Origin of the sequence: Arthrobacter crystallopoietes (assembly GCF_002849715.1) — a bacterium.
GTDB lineage: Bacteria > Actinomycetota > Actinomycetes > Actinomycetales > Micrococcaceae > Crystallibacter > Crystallibacter crystallopoietes.
In genome coordinates this window covers 3,862,765-3,881,058 of record NZ_CP018863.1, presented here as the reverse complement: position 1 = coordinate 3,881,058, position 18,294 = coordinate 3,862,765, and the positions used below count along the sequence as shown (strand labels likewise).

The 18,294-nt window shown below is 63.5% G+C and carries 15 protein-coding genes and 1 tRNA gene; 3 read left to right on the top strand and 13 right to left on the bottom strand.

Features of this window, described 5'->3' with window-relative positions; all coding sequences use genetic code 11:
* Positions 1-31: 31 nt before the first annotated feature.
* Positions 32-394 carry a hypothetical protein gene (locus AC20117_RS17885; RefSeq protein ID WP_074702501.1) on the bottom strand — a complete coding sequence of 121 codons (363 nt, stop codon included), beginning with the start codon at positions 392-394 and terminating at the stop codon, positions 32-34.
* Positions 395-593: 199 nt separating this feature from the next.
* Between AC20117_RS17885 and AC20117_RS23390 the strand changes: the two genes are divergently transcribed.
* Positions 594-734, top strand: a complete 141-nt coding sequence (locus AC20117_RS23390; protein WP_158300486.1) for a hypothetical protein — start codon at positions 594-596, stop codon at positions 732-734.
* Between the two features lie 986 nt (positions 735-1,720).
* Positions 1,721-2,254: a hypothetical protein gene (locus AC20117_RS17880; protein WP_179951889.1), complete on the top strand. Its 534-nt coding sequence runs from the start codon at positions 1,721-1,723 to the stop codon at positions 2,252-2,254.
* A 20-nt stretch (positions 2,255-2,274) separates the two neighbouring features.
* On the opposite strand, the gene AC20117_RS17875 is transcribed toward AC20117_RS17880, so the two are convergent.
* Positions 2,275-2,359: transfer RNA gene (locus AC20117_RS17875), tRNA-Leu, on the bottom strand.
* Between the two features lie 150 nt (positions 2,360-2,509).
* Between AC20117_RS17875 and AC20117_RS17870 the strand changes: the two genes are divergently transcribed.
* On the top strand, positions 2,510-3,103 hold the full coding sequence (locus tag AC20117_RS17870; protein WP_074702503.1) for an ANTAR domain-containing response regulator: 594 nt from the start codon (positions 2,510-2,512) through the stop codon (positions 3,101-3,103).
* 68 nt (positions 3,104-3,171) lie between these two features.
* Here the strand turns inward: AC20117_RS17870 and pyk are convergent, their stop codons facing one another.
* The 11 genes from pyk to hisI all read right to left on the bottom strand — a co-directional run bounded on the left by pyk (position 3,172) and on the right by hisI (position 18,262).
* Positions 3,172-4,650 (bottom strand): pyruvate kinase, encoded by a 1,479-nt coding sequence (gene pyk / locus AC20117_RS17865; protein WP_074702504.1) that lies wholly within the window; start codon positions 4,648-4,650, stop codon positions 3,172-3,174.
* 60 nt (positions 4,651-4,710) lie between these two features.
* Entirely contained in the window at positions 4,711-6,177 is a 1,467-nt protein-coding gene (locus AC20117_RS17860; protein WP_074702505.1) for a glutamate synthase subunit beta, read from the bottom strand.
* Positions 6,170-10,798 carry a glutamate synthase large subunit gene (gene gltB / locus AC20117_RS17855; protein ID WP_074702506.1) on the bottom strand — a complete coding sequence of 1,543 codons (4,629 nt, stop codon included), beginning with the start codon at positions 10,796-10,798 and terminating at the stop codon, positions 6,170-6,172. The genes AC20117_RS17860 and gltB overlap by 8 nt, the downstream gene beginning before the upstream one ends.
* A 282-nt stretch (positions 10,799-11,080) precedes the next feature.
* On the bottom strand, positions 11,081-12,181 hold the full coding sequence (gene lgt / locus AC20117_RS17850; RefSeq protein WP_074702507.1) for a prolipoprotein diacylglyceryl transferase: 1,101 nt from the start codon (positions 12,179-12,181) through the stop codon (positions 11,081-11,083).
* Between the two features lie 40 nt (positions 12,182-12,221).
* Positions 12,222-13,025 (bottom strand): tryptophan synthase subunit alpha, encoded by an 804-nt coding sequence (gene trpA / locus AC20117_RS17845; protein ID WP_074702508.1) that lies wholly within the window; start codon positions 13,023-13,025, stop codon positions 12,222-12,224.
* Positions 13,022-14,347, bottom strand: a complete 1,326-nt coding sequence (trpB, locus tag AC20117_RS17840) for a tryptophan synthase subunit beta (protein WP_074702509.1) — start codon at positions 14,345-14,347, stop codon at positions 13,022-13,024. Before trpB ends, trpA begins: the two co-directional genes overlap by 4 nt.
* Positions 14,348-14,438: 91 nt before the next feature.
* Positions 14,439-15,266, bottom strand: coding sequence for an indole-3-glycerol phosphate synthase TrpC (gene trpC / locus AC20117_RS17835; protein ID WP_074702510.1), 828 nt, complete (start codon positions 15,264-15,266; stop codon positions 14,439-14,441).
* 2 nt (positions 15,267-15,268) lie between these two features.
* Complete coding sequence (locus AC20117_RS17830) at positions 15,269-15,550, bottom strand: HGxxPAAW family protein (RefSeq protein ID WP_074702511.1); 282 nt, start codon at positions 15,548-15,550, stop codon at positions 15,269-15,271.
* An 89-nt stretch (positions 15,551-15,639) separates the two neighbouring features.
* On the bottom strand, positions 15,640-16,254 hold the full coding sequence (locus tag AC20117_RS17825; protein WP_074702512.1) for a Trp biosynthesis-associated membrane protein: 615 nt from the start codon (positions 16,252-16,254) through the stop codon (positions 15,640-15,642).
* Complete coding sequence (locus tag AC20117_RS17820; RefSeq protein WP_074702513.1) at positions 16,254-17,825, bottom strand: anthranilate synthase component I; 1,572 nt, start codon at positions 17,823-17,825, stop codon at positions 16,254-16,256. Before AC20117_RS17820 ends, AC20117_RS17825 begins: the two co-directional genes overlap by 1 nt.
* Positions 17,825-18,262, bottom strand: a complete 438-nt coding sequence (gene hisI, locus AC20117_RS17815; protein WP_074702514.1) for a phosphoribosyl-AMP cyclohydrolase — start codon at positions 18,260-18,262, stop codon at positions 17,825-17,827. The genes AC20117_RS17820 and hisI overlap by 1 nt, the downstream gene beginning before the upstream one ends.
* Between the last annotated feature and the right edge of the window lie 32 nt (positions 18,263-18,294).

Genomic DNA, 18,294 nt, shown 5'->3' with positions numbered 1-18,294 from the left:
CTTTGCCTACTCGTGAACATCGTTCTGGGGTTCACCGCCGGTCAGACCGAGTACCTTCCTTCAAGAAAGCGTTCGCTGCGTTCCTCACATCATCGAACCGGCCGTCGTGGATAGCCATTACCGGCGACTCGTCACCGAGCCTCGGGTTGTCTCCGATAAACCAAGCCCGGGCACGGTCAGCTCCCTGTGCAGCCAGCAGCTGCCACTGGTCGTAGGCGAATCGGAGACGTTCTGCCTCATCCTCATCAGGCTCCGGGCCGTCTTCCATGACCCAGTCGTCAGCCGTTAGCCGGACGCGGTCACCCGCCAGGGCAGAGACCATGGTCGGTCCCAGATCATCCGTCAGTTCCCTCACAACCTCGTGGATCCCCGGAATTGCTGGTTCATGTTTCATCTGCCCGCTCCTGTCATAGTTAGTCCCTGACTCAGCCTATGCCTGCCGCAGTCGGACGCCGGTAGATTTAGGTTATCGACGACGGTGACCGAGGCAACCCTGGCGATTGGGAGGACCTGGAGAATGACTAACGTGCATCTACAGCAGCTTCACAGTTTGGTCACAGGTGGGCTTATGGCTGAGCCCATACCGTGGAGATGTGGATGACAAGGGAGCGTTTAAGCCCCGCCGCTGGCCCTTGGTGATATTCGTCGTTGTGGTGACGGCCTTGCTCCTCGCCGGCTGCATTACCACGTTCTTCTCCGTCGGCCTGCCGCTGTTGACAGAGATTATTGAGTAATTTCAGGCCAACGGTATCCGGGCGTTTTGATACACGGTGCGGGCCCTCGGAAACCTCATCCCAGCCTGCCGGGCTCATCGGGCTCTGAGGAACCGCTGCTCGGACCCGTCGGTCATGCTCCGACCCTAGCCAAGGACTGGTGTGGATTCGGCGCCGCCCCGCCACGGGGGACGGCAGGACGGCGCCGAAAGACCACAATATTTCCGGCGCCCCTGTAGGGAAGACAGGACGCGGGTCTTGAGCCAAACTTGATCCGGGTCTGCGGAAATCTTGAGGTCGGTCGCCCACGCTTGGAGCAGCAGATGGCGGGTACTGAAGCCGGAGTCCGCGTTACTGGGGAGTGCACGGACTGTCAGTTGCCGGCTCGTCTCGGCTCATCGGGTGCGGGGCACCGGCAGGACTTTGGGGAGAGCCTGCTGGCCCCGGCACCTGTTCCAACTCACTCTTAGAGTTGCCTGGGCTCGACGGCGGAAAGCCGGACGTGCGAAATGGCCTGAAGTCAGGCCTCCCCAAGCCAACTCACTTCAAGCCATCTCGCTGTTGCCGCGGATTCTCGGGTGTTCCCACCCCGGCCGATGGACGGCCGCCTCCAAGGAATACGCAACTGCCGGAACAGGACGTCAACGGCCGTTCCGACATCCACTATTTTGCGCCCGACTGCGCTCATGAAAACGTTCAGGCTACCCCAGTCCTCAATTCTGGGGTGCGTCAACCTGGCCTTTCGTGCCCCGATACCTGTGTGGGAACTGCGGTCGCCCATTAGAAGATCGAATGACGCGCCTGTAACAGACGCCGGTCACAATCATAGGAATGGCAGCCGGGCACGGCGACGACGCAGCCTGCTCATAACCCCTTCTGGGGTTGCATCTATGTCAGAGCCGCGTCCAGCCAAACCGGAGCCCTCCATGACCGTTCGGCAAGCATCAAGCCCGTCCCCGCCCGCTGCTGCCTCCGCAGACACTTTGCCCCTTTACCGTCTCCATCTGATGCGGGCAGGCTATTTCTATATGACGGTTGGCCTCGCCATCTTCAAGGTGCCGGAGCTCTTCAGCATCGGCGCTCCCAGGCCCCTGATGGAAGGCGTTGTCACCTGTATCCTGACCGCCATGTGCATCCTCGCCTTCGTCGGATTACGGTATCCGGTCCGGATGCTGCCGCTGCTGCTGTTCGAGTCGATCTGGAAGCTCATCTGGCTCGCTGCCATGGCCTTGCCCGCCATCATGGACAACGCCGTTGATCCGGCCATGTCCGAACTGATATTCAATTGCTCGATGGTCGTCATCATCCTGGCTGTGATTCCGTGGCGCTATGTGTGGCGGCACTACGTCAGGGCGAAGGGCGACAGATGCGATGATCGCAACACCTCCAAGCCTCACCTCGGTCTGTCGGGCGCTGCACCCGGCCCTTCCGTGGGACGGCACGTGTCACTTCGGGGACGCTGTTTACGTGCACCAGCGCACCGCCAACAAGCCGTCGTTGGAACGTCTCGGTGGCAAAATGAACAAGGCCCCTCCCCTTGAGTACAAGAGAAGGGGCCTTCTGGTGCCCGAGGTGGGACTCGAACCCACACACCTTTCGATACTGCATTTTGAGTGCAGCGCGTCTGCCAATTCCGCCACTCGGGCAAGGACTGTGCCGCCGTAAATTCTCCGGCGGCCAACAGCCTTTTGTGAAGACTGTCATGCTCCTTGAGTGCGCGAATCTACTCTACATGCCGATAGGCTATTTCCGAGAACCGCAGCAAAAGGGTTACAAAAACTCATCGAGGAGTACCAGTGTCTGAGCAAACCGAGTCCATCCCCACACGCCGCGTTGTCGTCGCCGAAGACGAAACTCTGATCCGCTTGGACATTGTCGAGATCCTCCGCGGCGAAGGATTCGACGTCGTTGCCGAAGCCGACAACGGGGAGAAGGCCGTCGAGCTTGCCACTGAGCTCAAGCCGGATCTGGTCCTGATGGACGTCAAAATGCCTGTCATGGACGGGATTACCGCAGCGGAGCAGATTGTGAAGGCCCGCATCGCCCCCGTGGTGCTGCTGACCGCTTTCAGCCAGAAGGAACTGGTTGAGCGGGCACGTGATGCCGGCGCGATGGCGTATGTGGTCAAGCCGTTCACCCCCGCCGATTTGGTGCCGGCCATCGAGATTGCGCTTTCCCGCCACCAGGAGATCAAGGCTCTGGAGTCCGAGGTTTCCGACCTGCAGGAGCAGTTCGCCACCCGCAAGCTGGTGGAGCGGGCCAAGAGCCTGCTCATCACTAAGATGGGCCTGACCGAGCCCGAAGCTTTCCGGTGGATCCAGAAGACCTCCATGGATCGCCGCTTGAGCATGCGCGAAGTCGCCGAAACCATCATCAATCAGGTCAACTAGCCCCGCGAACGCCAGTGGCCGGTCCTGGTCAGGACCGGCCACTGGCGTTTGATGATGCTGCACCTGCCCTAACTGGGCCAGGGACCCACCTTCTCATGCCGGGGGTTCGAGCCGTTCAGCAATTCCCCGGCGTCTGCGAGGTCGCCGACACGGTGAACCTTCAGCGAGTTGGTCGATCCGGCTTTGCCGGGAGGGGAACCGGCGGCGATGACGACCAGGTCGTCAACGTCCACCAGTCCTTTCTCGTAAAGCACACGGTCAACCTGGGCTGTCATCTTGTCCGTATGCTCGACGAACTCCACCAGAAGCGGCTGGATGCCCCAGATCAGTGACATGACGTTCAGGGTGGACTGCAGCGGGGTGAAGGCGAAGATCGGCCGGCCCGGACGCAAACGCGAAAGCCGGCGTGCCGAGTCCCCGGACTGCGTGAAGGTACAGAGGTACTTGGCGTCCAGTTGGTTCGCGATTTCGACGGCGGCACGGGTGATGGCGCCGCCGCGGGTCTTGGGTTTGCTACCCAGCGGCGGAACGCGGTCCAGTCCATGCTGCTCCGTGGACTCGATGATCCGGGCCATCGTGTTGACCGTCTCCAGCGGGTACGCGCCCACGCTGGTCTCGCCGGAAAGCATGACCGCATCCGCACCGTCCAAGACAGCATTGGCGCAGTCGGATGCCTCGGCACGGGTAGGCCTCGGATTTTCAATCATGGATTCCAGCACCTGGGTGGCCACGATCACGGGCTTCGCCCAGCGGCGGGCAAGTTCAATGGCCCGCTTCTGTACCACAGGAACATCCTCGAGCGGCAGTTCGACGCCGAGGTCGCCGCGGGCCACCATGATGGCGTCGAAGGCGTCAATGATCTCTTCCAGCGCATCCACGGCCTGCGGCTTCTCGATCTTGGCGATGACGGGCGTGCGCCGGCCTTCTTCGTCCATGATCTCGTGCACACGGCGCACGTCAGCAGCGTTGCGCACGAAGGAAAGGGCCACCATGTCAACACCCGTGCGGATGGCCCAGCGCAGATCCGCTTCGTCCTTCTCGCTCAGTGCCGGCACGTTGACCGCGACACCGGGCAGGTTGATGCCCTTGTTGTTCGAAACGGCACCTGCCACAGTCACTTCGGTGACGACCTCGGTGTCCGTGACCTTTACGGCTCGCAGAGCAACTTTGCCGTCGTCGATCAACAGCGGATCTCCCGCCTTGACGTCCTGGGGCAGGCCCTTGAAGGTGGTCGAACACCGCTCGGCCGTGCCTTCGATGTCTTCGGTGGTGATGGTGAAGGTGTCCCCCACCTTCAGGTCATGCGGGCCGTCCGCGAAGCGGCCGAGCCGGATTTTGGGTCCCTGGAGATCGGCGAAGATGCCCACAGGTTTGCCTAGCTCGGCCGCGGCGCGGCGTACGTTCTCGTAAGTTCCCTGGTGCACGCCGTAGTCGCCATGGCTCATGTTCATGCGGGCAACATCGACGCCTGCTTTGAGGACTTCCAAGGTGCTTTCGTAGCTGGAAATAGCAGGACCAAAAGTTGCAACTATTTTCGCTCGTCTCATAAACCTAGCCTAGTTCTCTCATGCAGTTATGGGCGTATCCACGGCGTACAGCCGGGTTCATTACATCGGCAGTGCGGCGATCGGCCTGTCGGTCGGTGCCACCGGCGCGGGCAGACGCGTCTGGCCGGTCAGCCACTTGTCGACGGCGGCAGCGCAGGCGCGCCCTTCGGCGATGGCCCAGACAATCAATGACTGGCCGCGGCCAGCGTCACCGGCCACGAAGATGCCGTCCGTGTTGGTCATGTAATAACCGTCCCGGACCACGTTGCCGCGGCTGTCGAACTCTGCCTTCACCTGTTCGGCGATACCTGCCGGCTCCGGACCGGTGAAGCCTAGGGACAGCAAGACCAGATCTGCCGGAATTTCGCGTTCGGTCCCCGCTTTGGGCACGCGCTTGCCGTCCACGAATTCGGTCTCCGCGACCTTCAATGCGCGCAGCTTTCCGTCGCCGTCGCCCAGGTATTCAACGGTGGAGGCAAGGTAGGTACGCTCGCCGCCTTCCTCGTGTGCGCTGGCAACCTCGAACAGTGTGGGGAACGTCGGCCAGGGCTGGTGCGCGGCACGCTCGGCAGGCGGCTGCTTGCCAATGGCCAGCGTGGTGACCGATGCAGCCTGCTGTCGGTGCGCCGTACCGAGGCAGTCGGCTCCGGTGTCGCCGCCACCGAGGATCACCACGTGCTTGCCGCGGGCATCGATCTGGTTCTCCACCTTCTCGCCAGCCACCACACGGTTGGCCTGGACCAGGTACTCCATGGCGAAGTGGACACCGTCCAGCTCGCGGCCGGGTATTGCCAGGTCGCGCGGCACGGTGGCGCCGGTAGCGATCACCACGGCGTCGTACCGGCGGCGCAGCTGCTCCCAGCTGACATCCTTGCCGATTTCGATGCCGGTACGGAACCGGGTTCCCTCGGCACGCATCTGCTCCAGACGCCGCTCCAGATGGTCTTTCTCCATCTTGAAGTCCGGGATCCCGTAGCGCAGCAGGCCGCCGACCTTGTCGTCACGCTCATACACTGCCACAGTGTGACCGGCGCGGGTCAGCTGCTGCGCAACCGCCAGGCCCGCGGGGCCGGAACCGACGACGGCAATGGTCTGTCCGGTCAGGCGCTCCGGCGCCAGCGGCGTGACCCAGCCGTTGTCGAAGGCCTCGTCGATGATAGAAACCTCCACCTGCTTGATGGTCACGGCGGGCTGGTTGATCCCCAGGACGCAGGACGACTCGCACGGTGCCGGGCACAGCCTCCCGGTGAATTCCGGAAAGTTGTTGGTGGCGTGCAGACGCTCAATCGCTTCCTGTCCCTTGCCGCGCCAGGTGAGGTCGTTCCATTCCGGAATCAGATTCCCCAGCGGGCAACCCTGATGGCAGAATGGGATGCCGCAGTCCATGCAGCGTCCGGCCTGGGCCTTCAGCACGCCCTTTTCCTGTGCCTCGTACACTTCCTTCCAGTCCATGATGCGGACCGGGACCGGCCGCCTCGGCTGGGTCTGGCGTTCGCGTACTTTCATGAATCCGCGTGGATCAGCCACCGGTTACCTCCAAAATTCGTGACCAGACAACATCGCCGTCGGGATCGAGTCCCTCGGATTCAGCGGTAGCCCGGGTTTCCAGCACGGCCGAGTAGTTCCGCGGCAGCACCTTGGTCATGCGTGAAATGGTTGCATCAAGATCCTGCAGCAGCTGCTCGGCCAACCGGGAACCGGTCTCCTCCGCATGCTGCTTGATCAGGGCGCCAACGGTCTCGCGGTCTTCGGCATCCAGCGGGAGCAACAGCAGTTCCTGGTTGTCCATGCTCTGCTTGTTCAGCCGTGCCCGGTCCAGTTCCAGCACGTAGGCCACGCCGCCGGACATGCCCGCACCGAAGTTCCGGCCGGTCCGGCCCAGGATCAGTGCCGTTCCACCGGTCATGTACTCGCAGCCATGGTCACCAATACCTTCGACGACGGCGGTGGCGCCCGAGTTCCTAACGAGGAACCGCTCTCCCACCTGGCCGCGGAGGAACATCTCGCCGCTGGTGGCGCCGTAGCCGATCACGTTTCCGGCAATCACGTTGCGTTCTGCCGGGAACACGTTGCCCCGGTCCGGACGGACGATAATCCGTCCGCCGGAGAGGCCTTTGCCCACATAGTCGTTGGAGTCGCCCAGCAGCCGCAGCGTGATGCCGGCGGGCAGGAAGGCGCCCAGCGACTGGCCGGCCTGGCCGTTGAGGGTTACGTCGATCGTGTCCTGGGCCAGGGTGTCGATGCCGAAGCGCTTGGTGACTTCGTGGCCGAGCATGGTCCCGACCGAACGGTCAGTGTTGACGATGTCCAGGCTGATCCGCACCGGTGCCCGGTTGGTCAGTGCCTCTGCGCTCATCGCGATCAGCTGGTTGTCGAAGTGCTTGTCCAACTCGTGGTTCTGCTGAGTCGTGTTGCGCAGCGGCGAGTGGGCATCAAAACGGTAGCCGCGCAGGATCGGATCCAGATCCAGTCCGTCGGCCTTCCAGTGATCAATGGCCTTGCCAGCATCAAGCAGTTCGGAATGGCCGATGACTTCGTCCAGGCTCCGGTAGCCAAGTTCGGCCAGGATCTCGCGGACTTCCTCGGCAATGAATTCGAAGAAGTTCACAACGAATTCCGGCTTTCCGGTGAACCGGGAGCGCAATTCCGGGTTCTGGGTGGCCACGCCTACTGGACAGGTATCGAGGTGGCAGACACGCATCATGATGCAGCCTGAAACCACCAATGGTGCAGTGGCGAAGCCGAATTCCTCGCCGCCGAGCAGCGCCGCGATCACCACGTCGCGGCCGGTCTTGAGCTGCCCGTCCACCTGGACAACCACGCGGTCCCGCAGGCCGTTGAGCATCAGCGTCTGCTGCGTCTCGGCCAGGCCAAGCTCCCAGGGAACACCAGCATGCTTGAGTGAGTTCAGCGGACTGGCGCCGGTGCCGCCGTCGTGCCCTGAAATCAACACGACGTCCGCCTTCGCCTTGGTGACGCCGGCGGCCACGGTGCCGATTCCGACCTCCGAAACCAGCTTCACATGCACGCGGGCCGAGGGGTTGGACCGTTTCAGGTCATAGATCAGCTGCGCCAGGTCCTCGATGGAGTAAATATCGTGGTGCGGCGGCGGCGAAATAAGCCCGACGCCGGGGGTCGAGTGCCGTGTCCGGGCTACCCAGGGGTAGACCTTCTGGCTCATCAGCTGCCCGCCCTCGCCGGGCTTGGCGCCCTGGGCCATCTTGATCTGGATGTCGTCGGCGTTGGTCAGGTACAGGCTGGTGACGCCGAACCGGCCGGAAGCCACCTGCTTGATGGCGGAGCGGCGCTCCGGATCGAGCAGCCGGTCCTCGTCCTCGCCGCCCTCGCCGGTGTTGGACTTGGCGCCGAGGCGGTTCATGGCAATGGCCAGCGTCTCGTGGGCCTCTTTTGAAATGGACCCGTAGCTCATCGCGCCGGTGGAGAACCGCTTGACGATGCTTGACACCGGTTCGACTTCTTCCAGCGGTACGGCCGGGCGGTTCCCGGTCTTGAACTTGAGCAGCCCGCGCAGGGTCATCAGGTCCTTGGACTGGTCATCGACGCCCTGGGTGTAGGCCTTGAAGATGTCGTAGCGGCGCTCACGCGTGGAGTGCTGCAGCCGGAAGACCGTCTCCGGGTTGAACAGGTGCGGCGGTCCTTCACGGCGCCACTGGTACTCGCCGCCAACCTCCAGTGAACGGTGGGGATCTTCGATTCCGTCGCTCGGGTAGGCCTGTGCATGCCGTGCCGCGGTTTCGGCCGCGATGACATCAAGGCCAACCCCGCCGAGCTGGGACTGGGTGCCGGCAAAATACTGGTCCACCATGCCCTGCGCCAGGCCAAGGGCCTCGAAGGTCTGCGCGCCGCAGTAGGACGCGACGGTGGAAATGCCCATCTTGGACATGATTTTCAGGACGCCCTTGCCCAAGCCCTTGATCAGGTTGTAGACGGCCTCGGTTTCGGTCACCCCTTGGATGTCGCCGTTGCGGACCAGCTCTTCGCAGCTTTCCATGGCCAGGTAGGGGTTGACCGCGGAGGCGCCGTAGCCGATCAGGACAGCAACGTGGTGCACTTCCCGGACGTCACCGGCCTCAACCAGCAGGGAAATCTTCGTGCGGTTGGCACTCTTGAGGAGGTGGTGGTGGACCGCGCTGGTCAGCAGCAGCGACGGGATCGGTGCCCACTGAGCATTCGAGTCGCGGTCGGAAAGGATGATGAATTTGACGCCGCGGTTAACGGCAGCCGAGACCTTTTCGCAGATCTCCTGCAGCCGGGCGCGCAGTTCCGTCTCGCCGCCGTCGGGACGGTACAGTCCGCGGACTTTCAGCGCGGCCTTGGCACCTTCATCGGTTTCGAGCGCAGTAATCTTGGCCAGCTCATCATTGTTGATGACCGGGAATTTCAGCGCCACCTGTTTTGCGCGCACCTGGCCGGTGGACAACAGGTTGCCATCCGGGCCGATGGACCCTCGCATGCTGGTGACGAGCTCTTCGCGGATGGCGTCGAGCGGCGGGTTGGTGACCTGGGCGAAGGACTGCACGAAGTAGTCGAACAGCAGCCGCGGCCGTTTGGAGAGCACGGCTATCGGCGTGTCGGTTCCCATGGCGCCCAGCGGTTCTGCGCCGGTGCGGGCCATCGGGCCCAGCAGGATCCGCAGCTCTTCGTGGGTGTAGCCGAAGGTGCGCTGGCGGCGGTTGATCGACGCCGGGGTGTGGACTACGTGCTCGCGCTCGGGCAGGTCCTCGAGGCGGATCATGTTGTCCTTGACCCATTCACCCCATGGATTCGCCGCGGCGATCTCGGACTTGATCTCCTGGTCCTCGATCAGGCGGCCGGCTTCGGTATCGACAAGGAACATTTTCCCCGGCGAAACCCGGCCCTTCCTTACTACCCGCTCCGGTTCGATGTTGACTACGCCGACTTCGGAAGCGAGCACCACGAGGCCGTCCTCGGTGACCCAGTAACGGGCCGGCCGAAGACCGTTGCGGTCGAGCACCGCGCCGACCAGCTTGCCGTCGGTGAACGACACGGCTGCGGGACCGTCCCACGGCTCCATCAGCATCGAGTGGTACTGGTAGAACGCCCGGCGGTCCGGATCCATAGTGGCGTGGTTCTCCCAGGCCTCGGGGATCATCATCATGATGGCCTGGGTGATCGGCTTGCCGGAAAGCATCAGCAGTTCGGCTACTTCGTCAAACGAAGCCGAATCCGAGGCCCCGGGGGTGCAGATCGGGAACAGTTCTTCGGGAATGTCCCCGAGAACAGAATTGCTCAACTGCGACTGGCGGGCACGCATCCAGTTCCGGTTGCCCTTGACCGTATTGATCTCGCCGTTGTGCGCGATGGTGCGGAAAGGCTGGGCCAGCGGCCACGATGGGAAGGTGTTGGTGGAAAAGCGGGAGTGGACAATCCCCAGCTTGGTCTTGAAGCGGCTGTCCGAGAGGTCCGGATAGAACGGCTCCAATTGCGCGGTGGTCAGCATGCCCTTGTACACAATGGTCTTGGACGACAAGGACGGGAAGTAGACACCGAACTTGTTCTGCGCACGCTTGCGGACGCGGAAGACCTTGGCGTCTAGTTCCGATGTGTCTGTGCCGCCGCGGGGATCCATTCCCAGGAAAAGCTGCACGAAGTGCGGCATGCAGGCCCGTGCCATGGCGCCGACCAGGTCCGAGACAATCGGAACTTCGCGCCAGCCCAGAACCACGAGACCTTCTTCTTCGGCCAGTGATTCCAGTCCCGCCTGAGCCACCTCGGCTTCGGACTCTTCGTTCGGGAGGAAGGCAGTTCCGACGGCGTACTCGCCGGCGCGCGGGAGCTCAAATCCGGTCACGGCACGGAAGAACTCGTCCGGGATCTGCGTGAGCAATCCTGCGCCGTCCCCGGTACCTTCATCCGCGCCCACCGCTCCGCGGTGTTCAAGGTTGCGCAGTGCGGTCAGGGCCGCATCGACAATGTCGTGTCCGGGTTCGCCGCGCAGGGTGGCAATAACTGCCAGTCCGCAGGCATCTTTCTCATTGGCGGGGTCGTAGAGGCCCGCGCGTTCAGGATAGGCGGCGAAACGGGTAAACGGCGAAGCGACCTGCGCGCTGCCATTCCCGCCGCCGAAGTTGCGTGGTGTACTGGATCCGTTGAACGGAGGAGTCATAACGGTTTTCCTTCTCCCGTAAGTGGAACTCGAGAAGGGGACGCCGTTGGCCCCGCAGTACGGCAGCTTGCACGAGGCCGTACTTTAGTACTGGAAATTGTATGGCCTCGCCCACGTTATGCAGCACGGTTGGTGCATAACAATTTTGCTGATTCCGGAAAACCGGACAGAAGCGCAGTCATACCCGCAGTACCCGCGCTGGTTGACGGATATCTAACGGAGATTCCACATCAGTGTGGTCGGCACAGATGCTGCAACTCACCGGGCGGTAGCCCGGGGGCGCTATTTGTCTTCGGAGTCCGCGGGCCCAGTCGTGCCGCTGGTGCCGGACGCGGAGGATTTACCTGTCTCCGAAGAATTACCAGAGACACTAACACGGCCGGTGGCCCCGGACACGTTTTTGTCCGTTTTTTTCTTTCCGGTTTCTGTTGTGTTAACACCGACGGCGCCCTCGTTACGGACGGCGGCGGAAGCACCGCCGTCGTTCTTGGGGTCTATTTCTGCCTGTGGCTCGCGGCCGGACAGGTAAACGGAGTCCATCTCGGGAGTCCGCGGTTTCCGGGACAGCAGGACAAATATGACGAGGGCGGCCACCAAGAGCAGCAGCGAGGTCCAGACATTCAGACGCTGCGTCACGCCGAAGAGCGTGATCATTTCCGCATCGTCGATGCGCATCATTTCGATCCAGACGCGGCCCAGTGTGTAGTAGGCGACGTAGAGCCAGAAGAGCATCCCGCGGCGGAGCTTGAAGCGCTTGTCGACCAGCAGCAGCAGGGCGACGCCGGCCAGGTTCCAGAGCGATTCGTAAAGGAACGTCGGATGGAACAGTGTTCCCGGTTCGGCGCCGGGCGGGAAATTGGCATGGTCGGCATCGATTTCCAGCCCCCAGGGCAGGTCCGTGGGGCTGCCGAACAGTTCCTGGTTGAACCAGTTTCCCCAGCGGCCGATGGCCTGCGCCAGCAGCACGCCGGGCGCAGCCGCATCCATAAACGCGGTCAGTTTGACGCCTGCCCGGCGGCAGCCGATCCAAGCGCCCAGCAGGCCCAGTGCCACGGCTCCCCAGATTCCGAGGCCGCCAAGCCAGATCTGCGGGATCAGGCTCAGGTCGCCGTTCGGACCGAAGTACGCGTCCGGCGACGAGAAGACGTGGTAGAGCCGCCCGCCGATGATGCCGAAGGGAATTGCCCAAATGGCGATGTCCCAGACAACCCCTTCAGGACCCTTCCGGGCCTTCCAGCGGCGGTCCGTCAGCCACAAAGCCGCGATAATGCCGGCGAGGATGCACAAGGCATACGCGTGGATGGTCAGCGGGCCGATGCTGAATCCGGACCAGTCCGGACTCGGAATCGACGCCGGGATCACAAGGGAAGAAGTCGTCTGCACCGGTAGCGGTCCTTTGTTCGGCTTTGGTGGCGGCGGAGGATCAGTTTTTGGCGGTACCGCTGTGCAGTTCCGCCGCGAGTTTGCCCACGGCTTCCACGCCCTCGGCGCCCAGCGTGGCGACGAGCGCGGTTCCGACGATGGCGCCCTCGGCGTAGGCACCGATTTCGCGGACGTGTTCGGCCTTCGATACGCCGAGGCCGACGCAGACGCGCTCGGCGCCGGCCGCGTGGGCGGCCTCCACGACCTGCTGCGCTGCGCTGCTGACGCTGGCGCGGGCACCGGTCACGCCCATGATGGACACGGCGTAGACGAATCCGCGGCTGGCCTTGACGGTCATGGCCATGCGTTCCGGCGTCGACGAGGGGGCCACCAGGAAGACCCGGTCCAGTCCGTACTTGTCCGACGCTTCGAACCATTCGGCTGCTTCGTCCGGGATGAGATCAGGGGTGATCAGGCCTGCTCCCCCAGCTTCGGCCAGGCGCCGGGAGAACTCGTCGACTCCCATACGCATGACCGGATTCCAATAGGTCATGACGAGGACGGCAGCTTCGCAGCGGGCGGTAATGCCGGCCACGATGTCGAACACCTGGTGGACACGGAACCCCTTTTCGAGGGCCTCCACGGTAGCGGCCTGGATGACTTGGCCGTCCATGACCGGATCCGAGTACGGGATCCCGATCTCGATCACATCGGCACCGTTTTCGGCCAGTGCGACGGCGGCGTCGATGGTGCCCTGCACATCGGGGTAGCCGGCGGGCAGGTAGCCGACCAGTGCGGTACGGCCCTCCGACCGTGCTTTCTCGATGGCGGCAGCTGATTTGCTGGCGATGGCGGCAGAATTCACAGTTGTTCTCCTTCAGCGCCGATTTCGGCTTCCGGCGAGTTACCGTCCAGCAGGTCGAACCATTCCGCTGCGGTGGCAACATCCTTGTCTCCGCGGCCGGACAGGTTGACGACGATGATGACGTCCTGCGGATTGTCCTTGCCGGACGTGAGCTTCTTGCCGACGCGGAGGGCACCGGCGAGTGCATGCGAGGATTCGATGGCCGGAATGATGCCTTCGGTGCGGCAAAGCAGCCGGAAGGCGTCCATGGCTTCGCCGTCGGTCACGGGTTCGTACTTGGCGCGTCCGATGTCCGAAAGGTAGGAGTGTTCCGGACCGACGCCCGGGTAGTCCAGGCCCGCCGAGATGGAGTGGGACTCGATGGTCTGGCCGTCCTCATCCTGCATCAGGTAGGACCGGGCGCCGTGCAGCACTCCCGGACGGCCGAGTGTAATGGTGGCTGCATGGCGGTCAGTATCGACGCCCTCGCCTCCAGCTTCAAAACCGTACAGTTCCACCGAAGGATCATCCAGGAACCCGTGGAAAATGCCGATGGCGTTCGATCCGCCACCGATACAAGCGCAGACTGCGTCCGGAAGCCGGCCGGTCTGGGCGAGGATCTGCTCACGTGCCTCGTCGCCGATCACCTCATGGAAGTAGCGCACCAGCGCGGGGAACGGGTGGGCTCCGGCGGCAGTGCCCAGCAGATAGTGCGTGGTGTGCACGTTGGCAACCCAGTCACGCAGCGCCTCGTTGATGGCGTCCTTGAGCGTCTGGGAGCCGGCGGTGACAGGGACAACCGTGGCGCCGAGCAGTTCCATCCGGGCGACGTTCAATGCCTGGCGCCGGGTGTCTTCGGCACCCATGTAAACAACGCATTCGAGCCCGAGGAGGGCCGCCGCCGTCGCGCTTGCCACGCCGTGCTGTCCGGCGCCCGTCTCGGCAATGATGCGGGTCTTGCCCATCCGCTTGGCCAGCAGTGCCTGGCCCAGCACGTTGTTGATCTTGTGCGAGCCGGTATGGTTCAGGTCTTCGCGCTTCAGGAAGATCCGGGCGCCGCCGGCATGGGCCGAAAACCGCTTGGCTTCCGTCAACAGCGACGGCCTGCCTGAATAGTTCCGGTTCAGCTCCGCCACCTGGGCGATGAACTCCGGATCGGCCTTGGCCTTGTCGAACGTATCCTGCAGTTCATCAAGTGCGGCAATCAGGGATTCGGGCATCCAGCGCCCGCCGTAGTTGCCGAAGTAGGGACCGGGGGCGTGGCGGAGACTCCCGCCGGAAAGGAATGCATCCGCCGCGTCCGGCTTTTCGCCGGCGTCGGGCGTTTCGGGGCTCTGCGTCATAACCTGGCCGTCCTGTCTGTTTCGAACCTCTCGGGCGGACAGGCCCGGAACCTTGAGCACCGGGCCTGCCGCCGAGACGGTATTGCTTGTGTTAGCTGCCCTGGCCGCGGTCCGCGATTGCCCGGGCACCGGCTGCGGCGAAATCGGCGACGGCTTGCTCCGGTGCGTTGCCGATCACCAGTGCCTCGCCGACCAGCACAGCGTTGGCGCCGTTCGCCGCGTAGTCGGCAACGTCGTCGGCGTTGCGTACACCGGATTCGGCGATGATGACCGCCTCCGACGGAATCTTTTCGGCCAGTGAAGCGAAGATGGAACGGTCCACGTCCAGCGTCTTGAGATTGCGGACGTTCACACCGATGATCCGGGCACCGACGGCGACGGCACGTTCAATCTCCTCCGCCGTATGCGTTTCGACCAGAGCGTTCATGCCCAAACGGTGCGTGAGGTCCAGGAACGCGCGCAGCTGGGAATCTTCCAGCGCAGCGACGATGAGCAGGACTAGGTCCGCACCATGTGCCCGCGCTTCCCAGATCTGGTATTCGTCGACCGTGAAATCCTTGCGCAGGACCGGAATGTCAACGGCGTCGCGCACGGCATCCAGATCAGCGAGCGATCCGCCGAAGCGGCGCTGCTCGGTCAACACACTGATAACTGCCGCTCCGCCTTTTTCATAGCGGCGCGCCAAATCGGCCGGGTCTGTGATCTGTGCCAGGTCGCCCTTCGACGGGCTCTTGCGCTTGACCTCGGAAATCACCTTGAGTTCGGTCCGCGGGCTGGCCGGACCGCCGAGGGCCGCATAGGCGTCACGCGGCGCAGCCACGGCGGCCACGCGTTCCGTCAGCTGCTCCAGCGGAAGCTCCGCCCGACGGGCTTCAAGATCTTCCCTGACCCCAACGATGATGTCGTCGAGAACAGTCACTCTCAGTGACCGCTGTTCAGGAGCTTGGCGCCGTCCACGCCGTAGCCGGCCTTCTTCATGATCCAGCCAACGATCAGGCCGATGAACATGACAACAACGCCGCCCCAGAAAACCAGGTGCGAAGCCATGACGAAACCAATACCGGAGACAATGCTGCCGACGATCATGATCAGGACACAGGTCCAGGCAGCCGGGCTGTTTCCGTGGCCAATGACTTCGTCGTGGATGCTGGAAACGGCCTGCTCATTGGATGATTTCTCGGTGACGGTGGCGTGATTGCCCATTATCTAACTCCCTGAAGAAACGGTACTGACTATATTCTGCCATTGATTTTCGGCGGACCGGCCAGTATGACTTTAGGCCCGCCCGGTCCCTAGTCTGTGGGATCCGTGCCGCGGCTGAGCTGGTCCCAGCTGTCGATCTCGTCCACAGGACCGCCCCGGTCGGACGGCGAACCGTCCGCCTGTCGAGCGGTCGCGCTGGTGTACTTCCTACTGGCCTGCCAGCGGCGGCCGGCGAGCACCAGCCATACCGCGCATGCGGCCATCAGAAGACCCGCCACCAGCGCCAGTACGGGAAACAGCGTGGAAGTGATTTCCGCGGCCTGCCCGACCTGTCCGGTGGCCTCTCCAATGGCGGTTGAGGCCGCAGCCGCCGGATCCGCAATGACCTGGTAGCTGGAGAGTGCGATGCCGGCTCCAGCCAACGCCAGCAGCACGGCAATGACAATCCTGGCAATCCGCCCGGCGATGGATGCCGCCAGTGCCGCGGCCAGTCCTACCAAAGCCAGCGCCGTGACCGCGATGGCAGCCTCACTGCCGGCCACGCTGAGGTCCGGCGTCTGGACCGTGCTCTGCGGCAGTCTCACGTTGAGCCAGGTCTGGGTGGTGGCGCCGAAGGCAGCCAGCGAGGCCAGTATGGAGGCCATCACTACGGTGCTCTTGCGCTGCCAGCGCGACGGCGGCTTCATTTCGGTCCGCTCAGCCATCAGTTGCCTTCACCGGTCACGATGGCAGCCGGATCAGCGGCATGCAGCCGGGTGGCCAAGGTCACCGCCCGCAGCGGAGCCGCGGCCTTGTTCACAGATTCGATGGCTTCGGTGGCGGGATCCGAGTCCGCCACGATTCCGCCGCCCGACTGAACGTAGGCGCGGCCGTCGCGCAGCAGGGCGGAACGGATGGCAATAGCCATGTCCATGTCGCCGGCAAAGTCCAGATAGCCCACTACGCCGCCGTAGATGCCGCGCCGGTGCGGTTCGAGTTCGTCCAGCAGACGCAGGGCTCGCGGTTTCGGCGCGCCGGAGAGCGTGCCTGCCGGAAAAGTCGCGGCCAGCACGTCGTACGCGGACTTGTCGTGGGAGAGCCTGCCGACCACGGTGGAAACGAGGTGCATGATGTGGCTGAACTTCTCCACCTCCATGAACTGGCTGACATCCACGGTGCCCGGATCGCAGACCTTCGAGATATCGTTCCGCGCCAGGTCAACAAGCATCAGGTGCTCGGCACGCTCCTTCAGATCGGCGAGCAACTCCTCAGCGAGCTCCCGGTCCTGTTCCACGGTTTTGCCGCGCGGACGGGATCCGGCGATCGGATGCGTAATGACTTCGTCACCGGTCACCGTGACCAGTGCCTCGGGCGAAGACCCGACGATGGAGTACGCGTTGCCGTCGGCGTCTTCCAGGCTGAACAAGTACATATAGGGACTCGGATTAAGGTTGCGCAGCACCCGGTAGACGTCCAGCGCCGAGGCCGAACACTCCGTTTCAAACCGGCGTGAAATCACCACCTGGAAGACTTCGCCGTCGACAATCGCTTCCTTGCCCCGGTCCACAGCCGCCAGATATTGTTCCTCGGCCCAGCTGTGCGTGACGGAGTCCATCAGCTCATCGGTCGACAGCGCGCTGTTCTCCAGTACGGAAATCTGCTGGACCAGCGGTTCATTGAGCTGCGCGAGCATCCGGCGGACGCGCTCAACCGCGTCGCGCCAGGCATCGTCCGCCCGCTCGTCGCTGCCATCGAAATTGATGGCGTTGGCGATCAGGGTCACCGTGCCTTCGGCGTTGTCGTGGACTGCCATATCCGTGACCAGGCACATGGCCAGCTCCGGCAGCGGCAGGTCCTCCTCGGGCGGGCTCGTCAGCTTTTCCCAACGGCGCACTGCTTCCCAGCCCACGAAGCCCACGAGCCCGGACGTCAACGGTGGAAGCCCGTCAAAACGTTCGGTGCGAAGCGCCTCCACCGTCTGACGCAGCGCCTCGACCGGGTTGCCGTCCAGCGGCACACCGGCCGGCGGCTCCCCCAGCCAGTGCGCCTGGCCGTCCTTGCTGGTCAGCGTGGCCTTGGAGTGGGTTCCGATGAACGAGTAGCGGGACCAGACCCCGCCCACTGCTGCGGACTCAAGCAGGAACGTTCCTGACTGCCCGCCTCCGAGCTTGCGGTAAAGGGAGATGGGTGTCTGGTCATCAGCGAGCACCTTGAGGGAGACCGGGATAACCCGCCGGTCTCGGGCAAGGGAGCGGAACTCCTCCAGGGTGGGGCTGATGACACCAAGGTCCTGCATTACTTGTTTTCTTTCGCTAGCGGTTCTTCTTCGGCACGATTTCCAACAACGACGTCGACACCGCGCCCATCGAAGCAGGTCCTGGTGCCTGTGTGGCAGGCTGCGCCGACCTGGTCGACCTGGATCAGGAGGGCGTCGCCGTCGCAGTCGAGCGCCACGGACTTCACCCACTGCACGTGCCCGGACGTATCGCCCTTACGCCAATACTCCTGGCGTGACCGCGAATAGAACGTCACCCTTCCGGAGGAGAGCGTACGGCGCAGCGCCTCGTCATCCATCCAACCCAGCATGAGCACTTCGGAGGTGTCATGCTGCTGGATGATCGCGGCGACGAGGCCGGCTGCGTCACGTTTGAGCAGGTCTGCAACGCCGGAGGGCAGGGCTTCGCTGCCGGCGCCGGCCAAGGATACGTTCTGGGATTCAGGCTGGGAGGACATCCCTTCAAGTCTAGTGCTTCGGCAGTGGGCCG

What these genes read in the sequence shown, in the direction of transcription:
- pyk (WP_074702504.1), bottom strand. Translation starts at nt 4,650, where the DNA reads ATGAGACGAGCGAAAATAGTTGCAACTTTTGGTCCTGCTATTTCCAGC.
- AC20117_RS17820 (WP_074702513.1), bottom strand. Translation starts at nt 17,825, where the DNA reads ATGCAGGACCTTGGTGTCATCAGCCCCACCCTGGAGGAGTTCCGCTCC.
- AC20117_RS17830 (WP_074702511.1), bottom strand. Translation starts at nt 15,550, where the DNA reads ATGGGCAATCACGCCACCGTCACCGAGAAATCATCCAATGAGCAGGCC.
- trpB (WP_074702509.1), bottom strand. Translation starts at nt 14,347, where the DNA reads ATGACGCAGAGCCCCGAAACGCCCGACGCCGGCGAAAAGCCGGACGCG.
- AC20117_RS17885 (WP_074702501.1), bottom strand. Translation starts at nt 394, where the DNA reads ATGAAACATGAACCAGCAATTCCGGGGATCCACGAGGTTGTGAGGGAA.
- gltB (WP_074702506.1), bottom strand. Translation starts at nt 10,798, where the DNA reads ATGACTCCTCCGTTCAACGGATCCAGTACACCACGCAACTTCGGCGGC.
- AC20117_RS17825 (WP_074702512.1), bottom strand. Translation starts at nt 16,254, where the DNA reads ATGGCTGAGCGGACCGAAATGAAGCCGCCGTCGCGCTGGCAGCGCAAG.
- hisI (WP_074702514.1), bottom strand. Translation starts at nt 18,262, where the DNA reads ATGTCCTCCCAGCCTGAATCCCAGAACGTATCCTTGGCCGGCGCCGGC.
- AC20117_RS17880 (WP_179951889.1), top strand. Translation starts at nt 1,721, where the DNA reads ATGCGGGCAGGCTATTTCTATATGACGGTTGGCCTCGCCATCTTCAAG.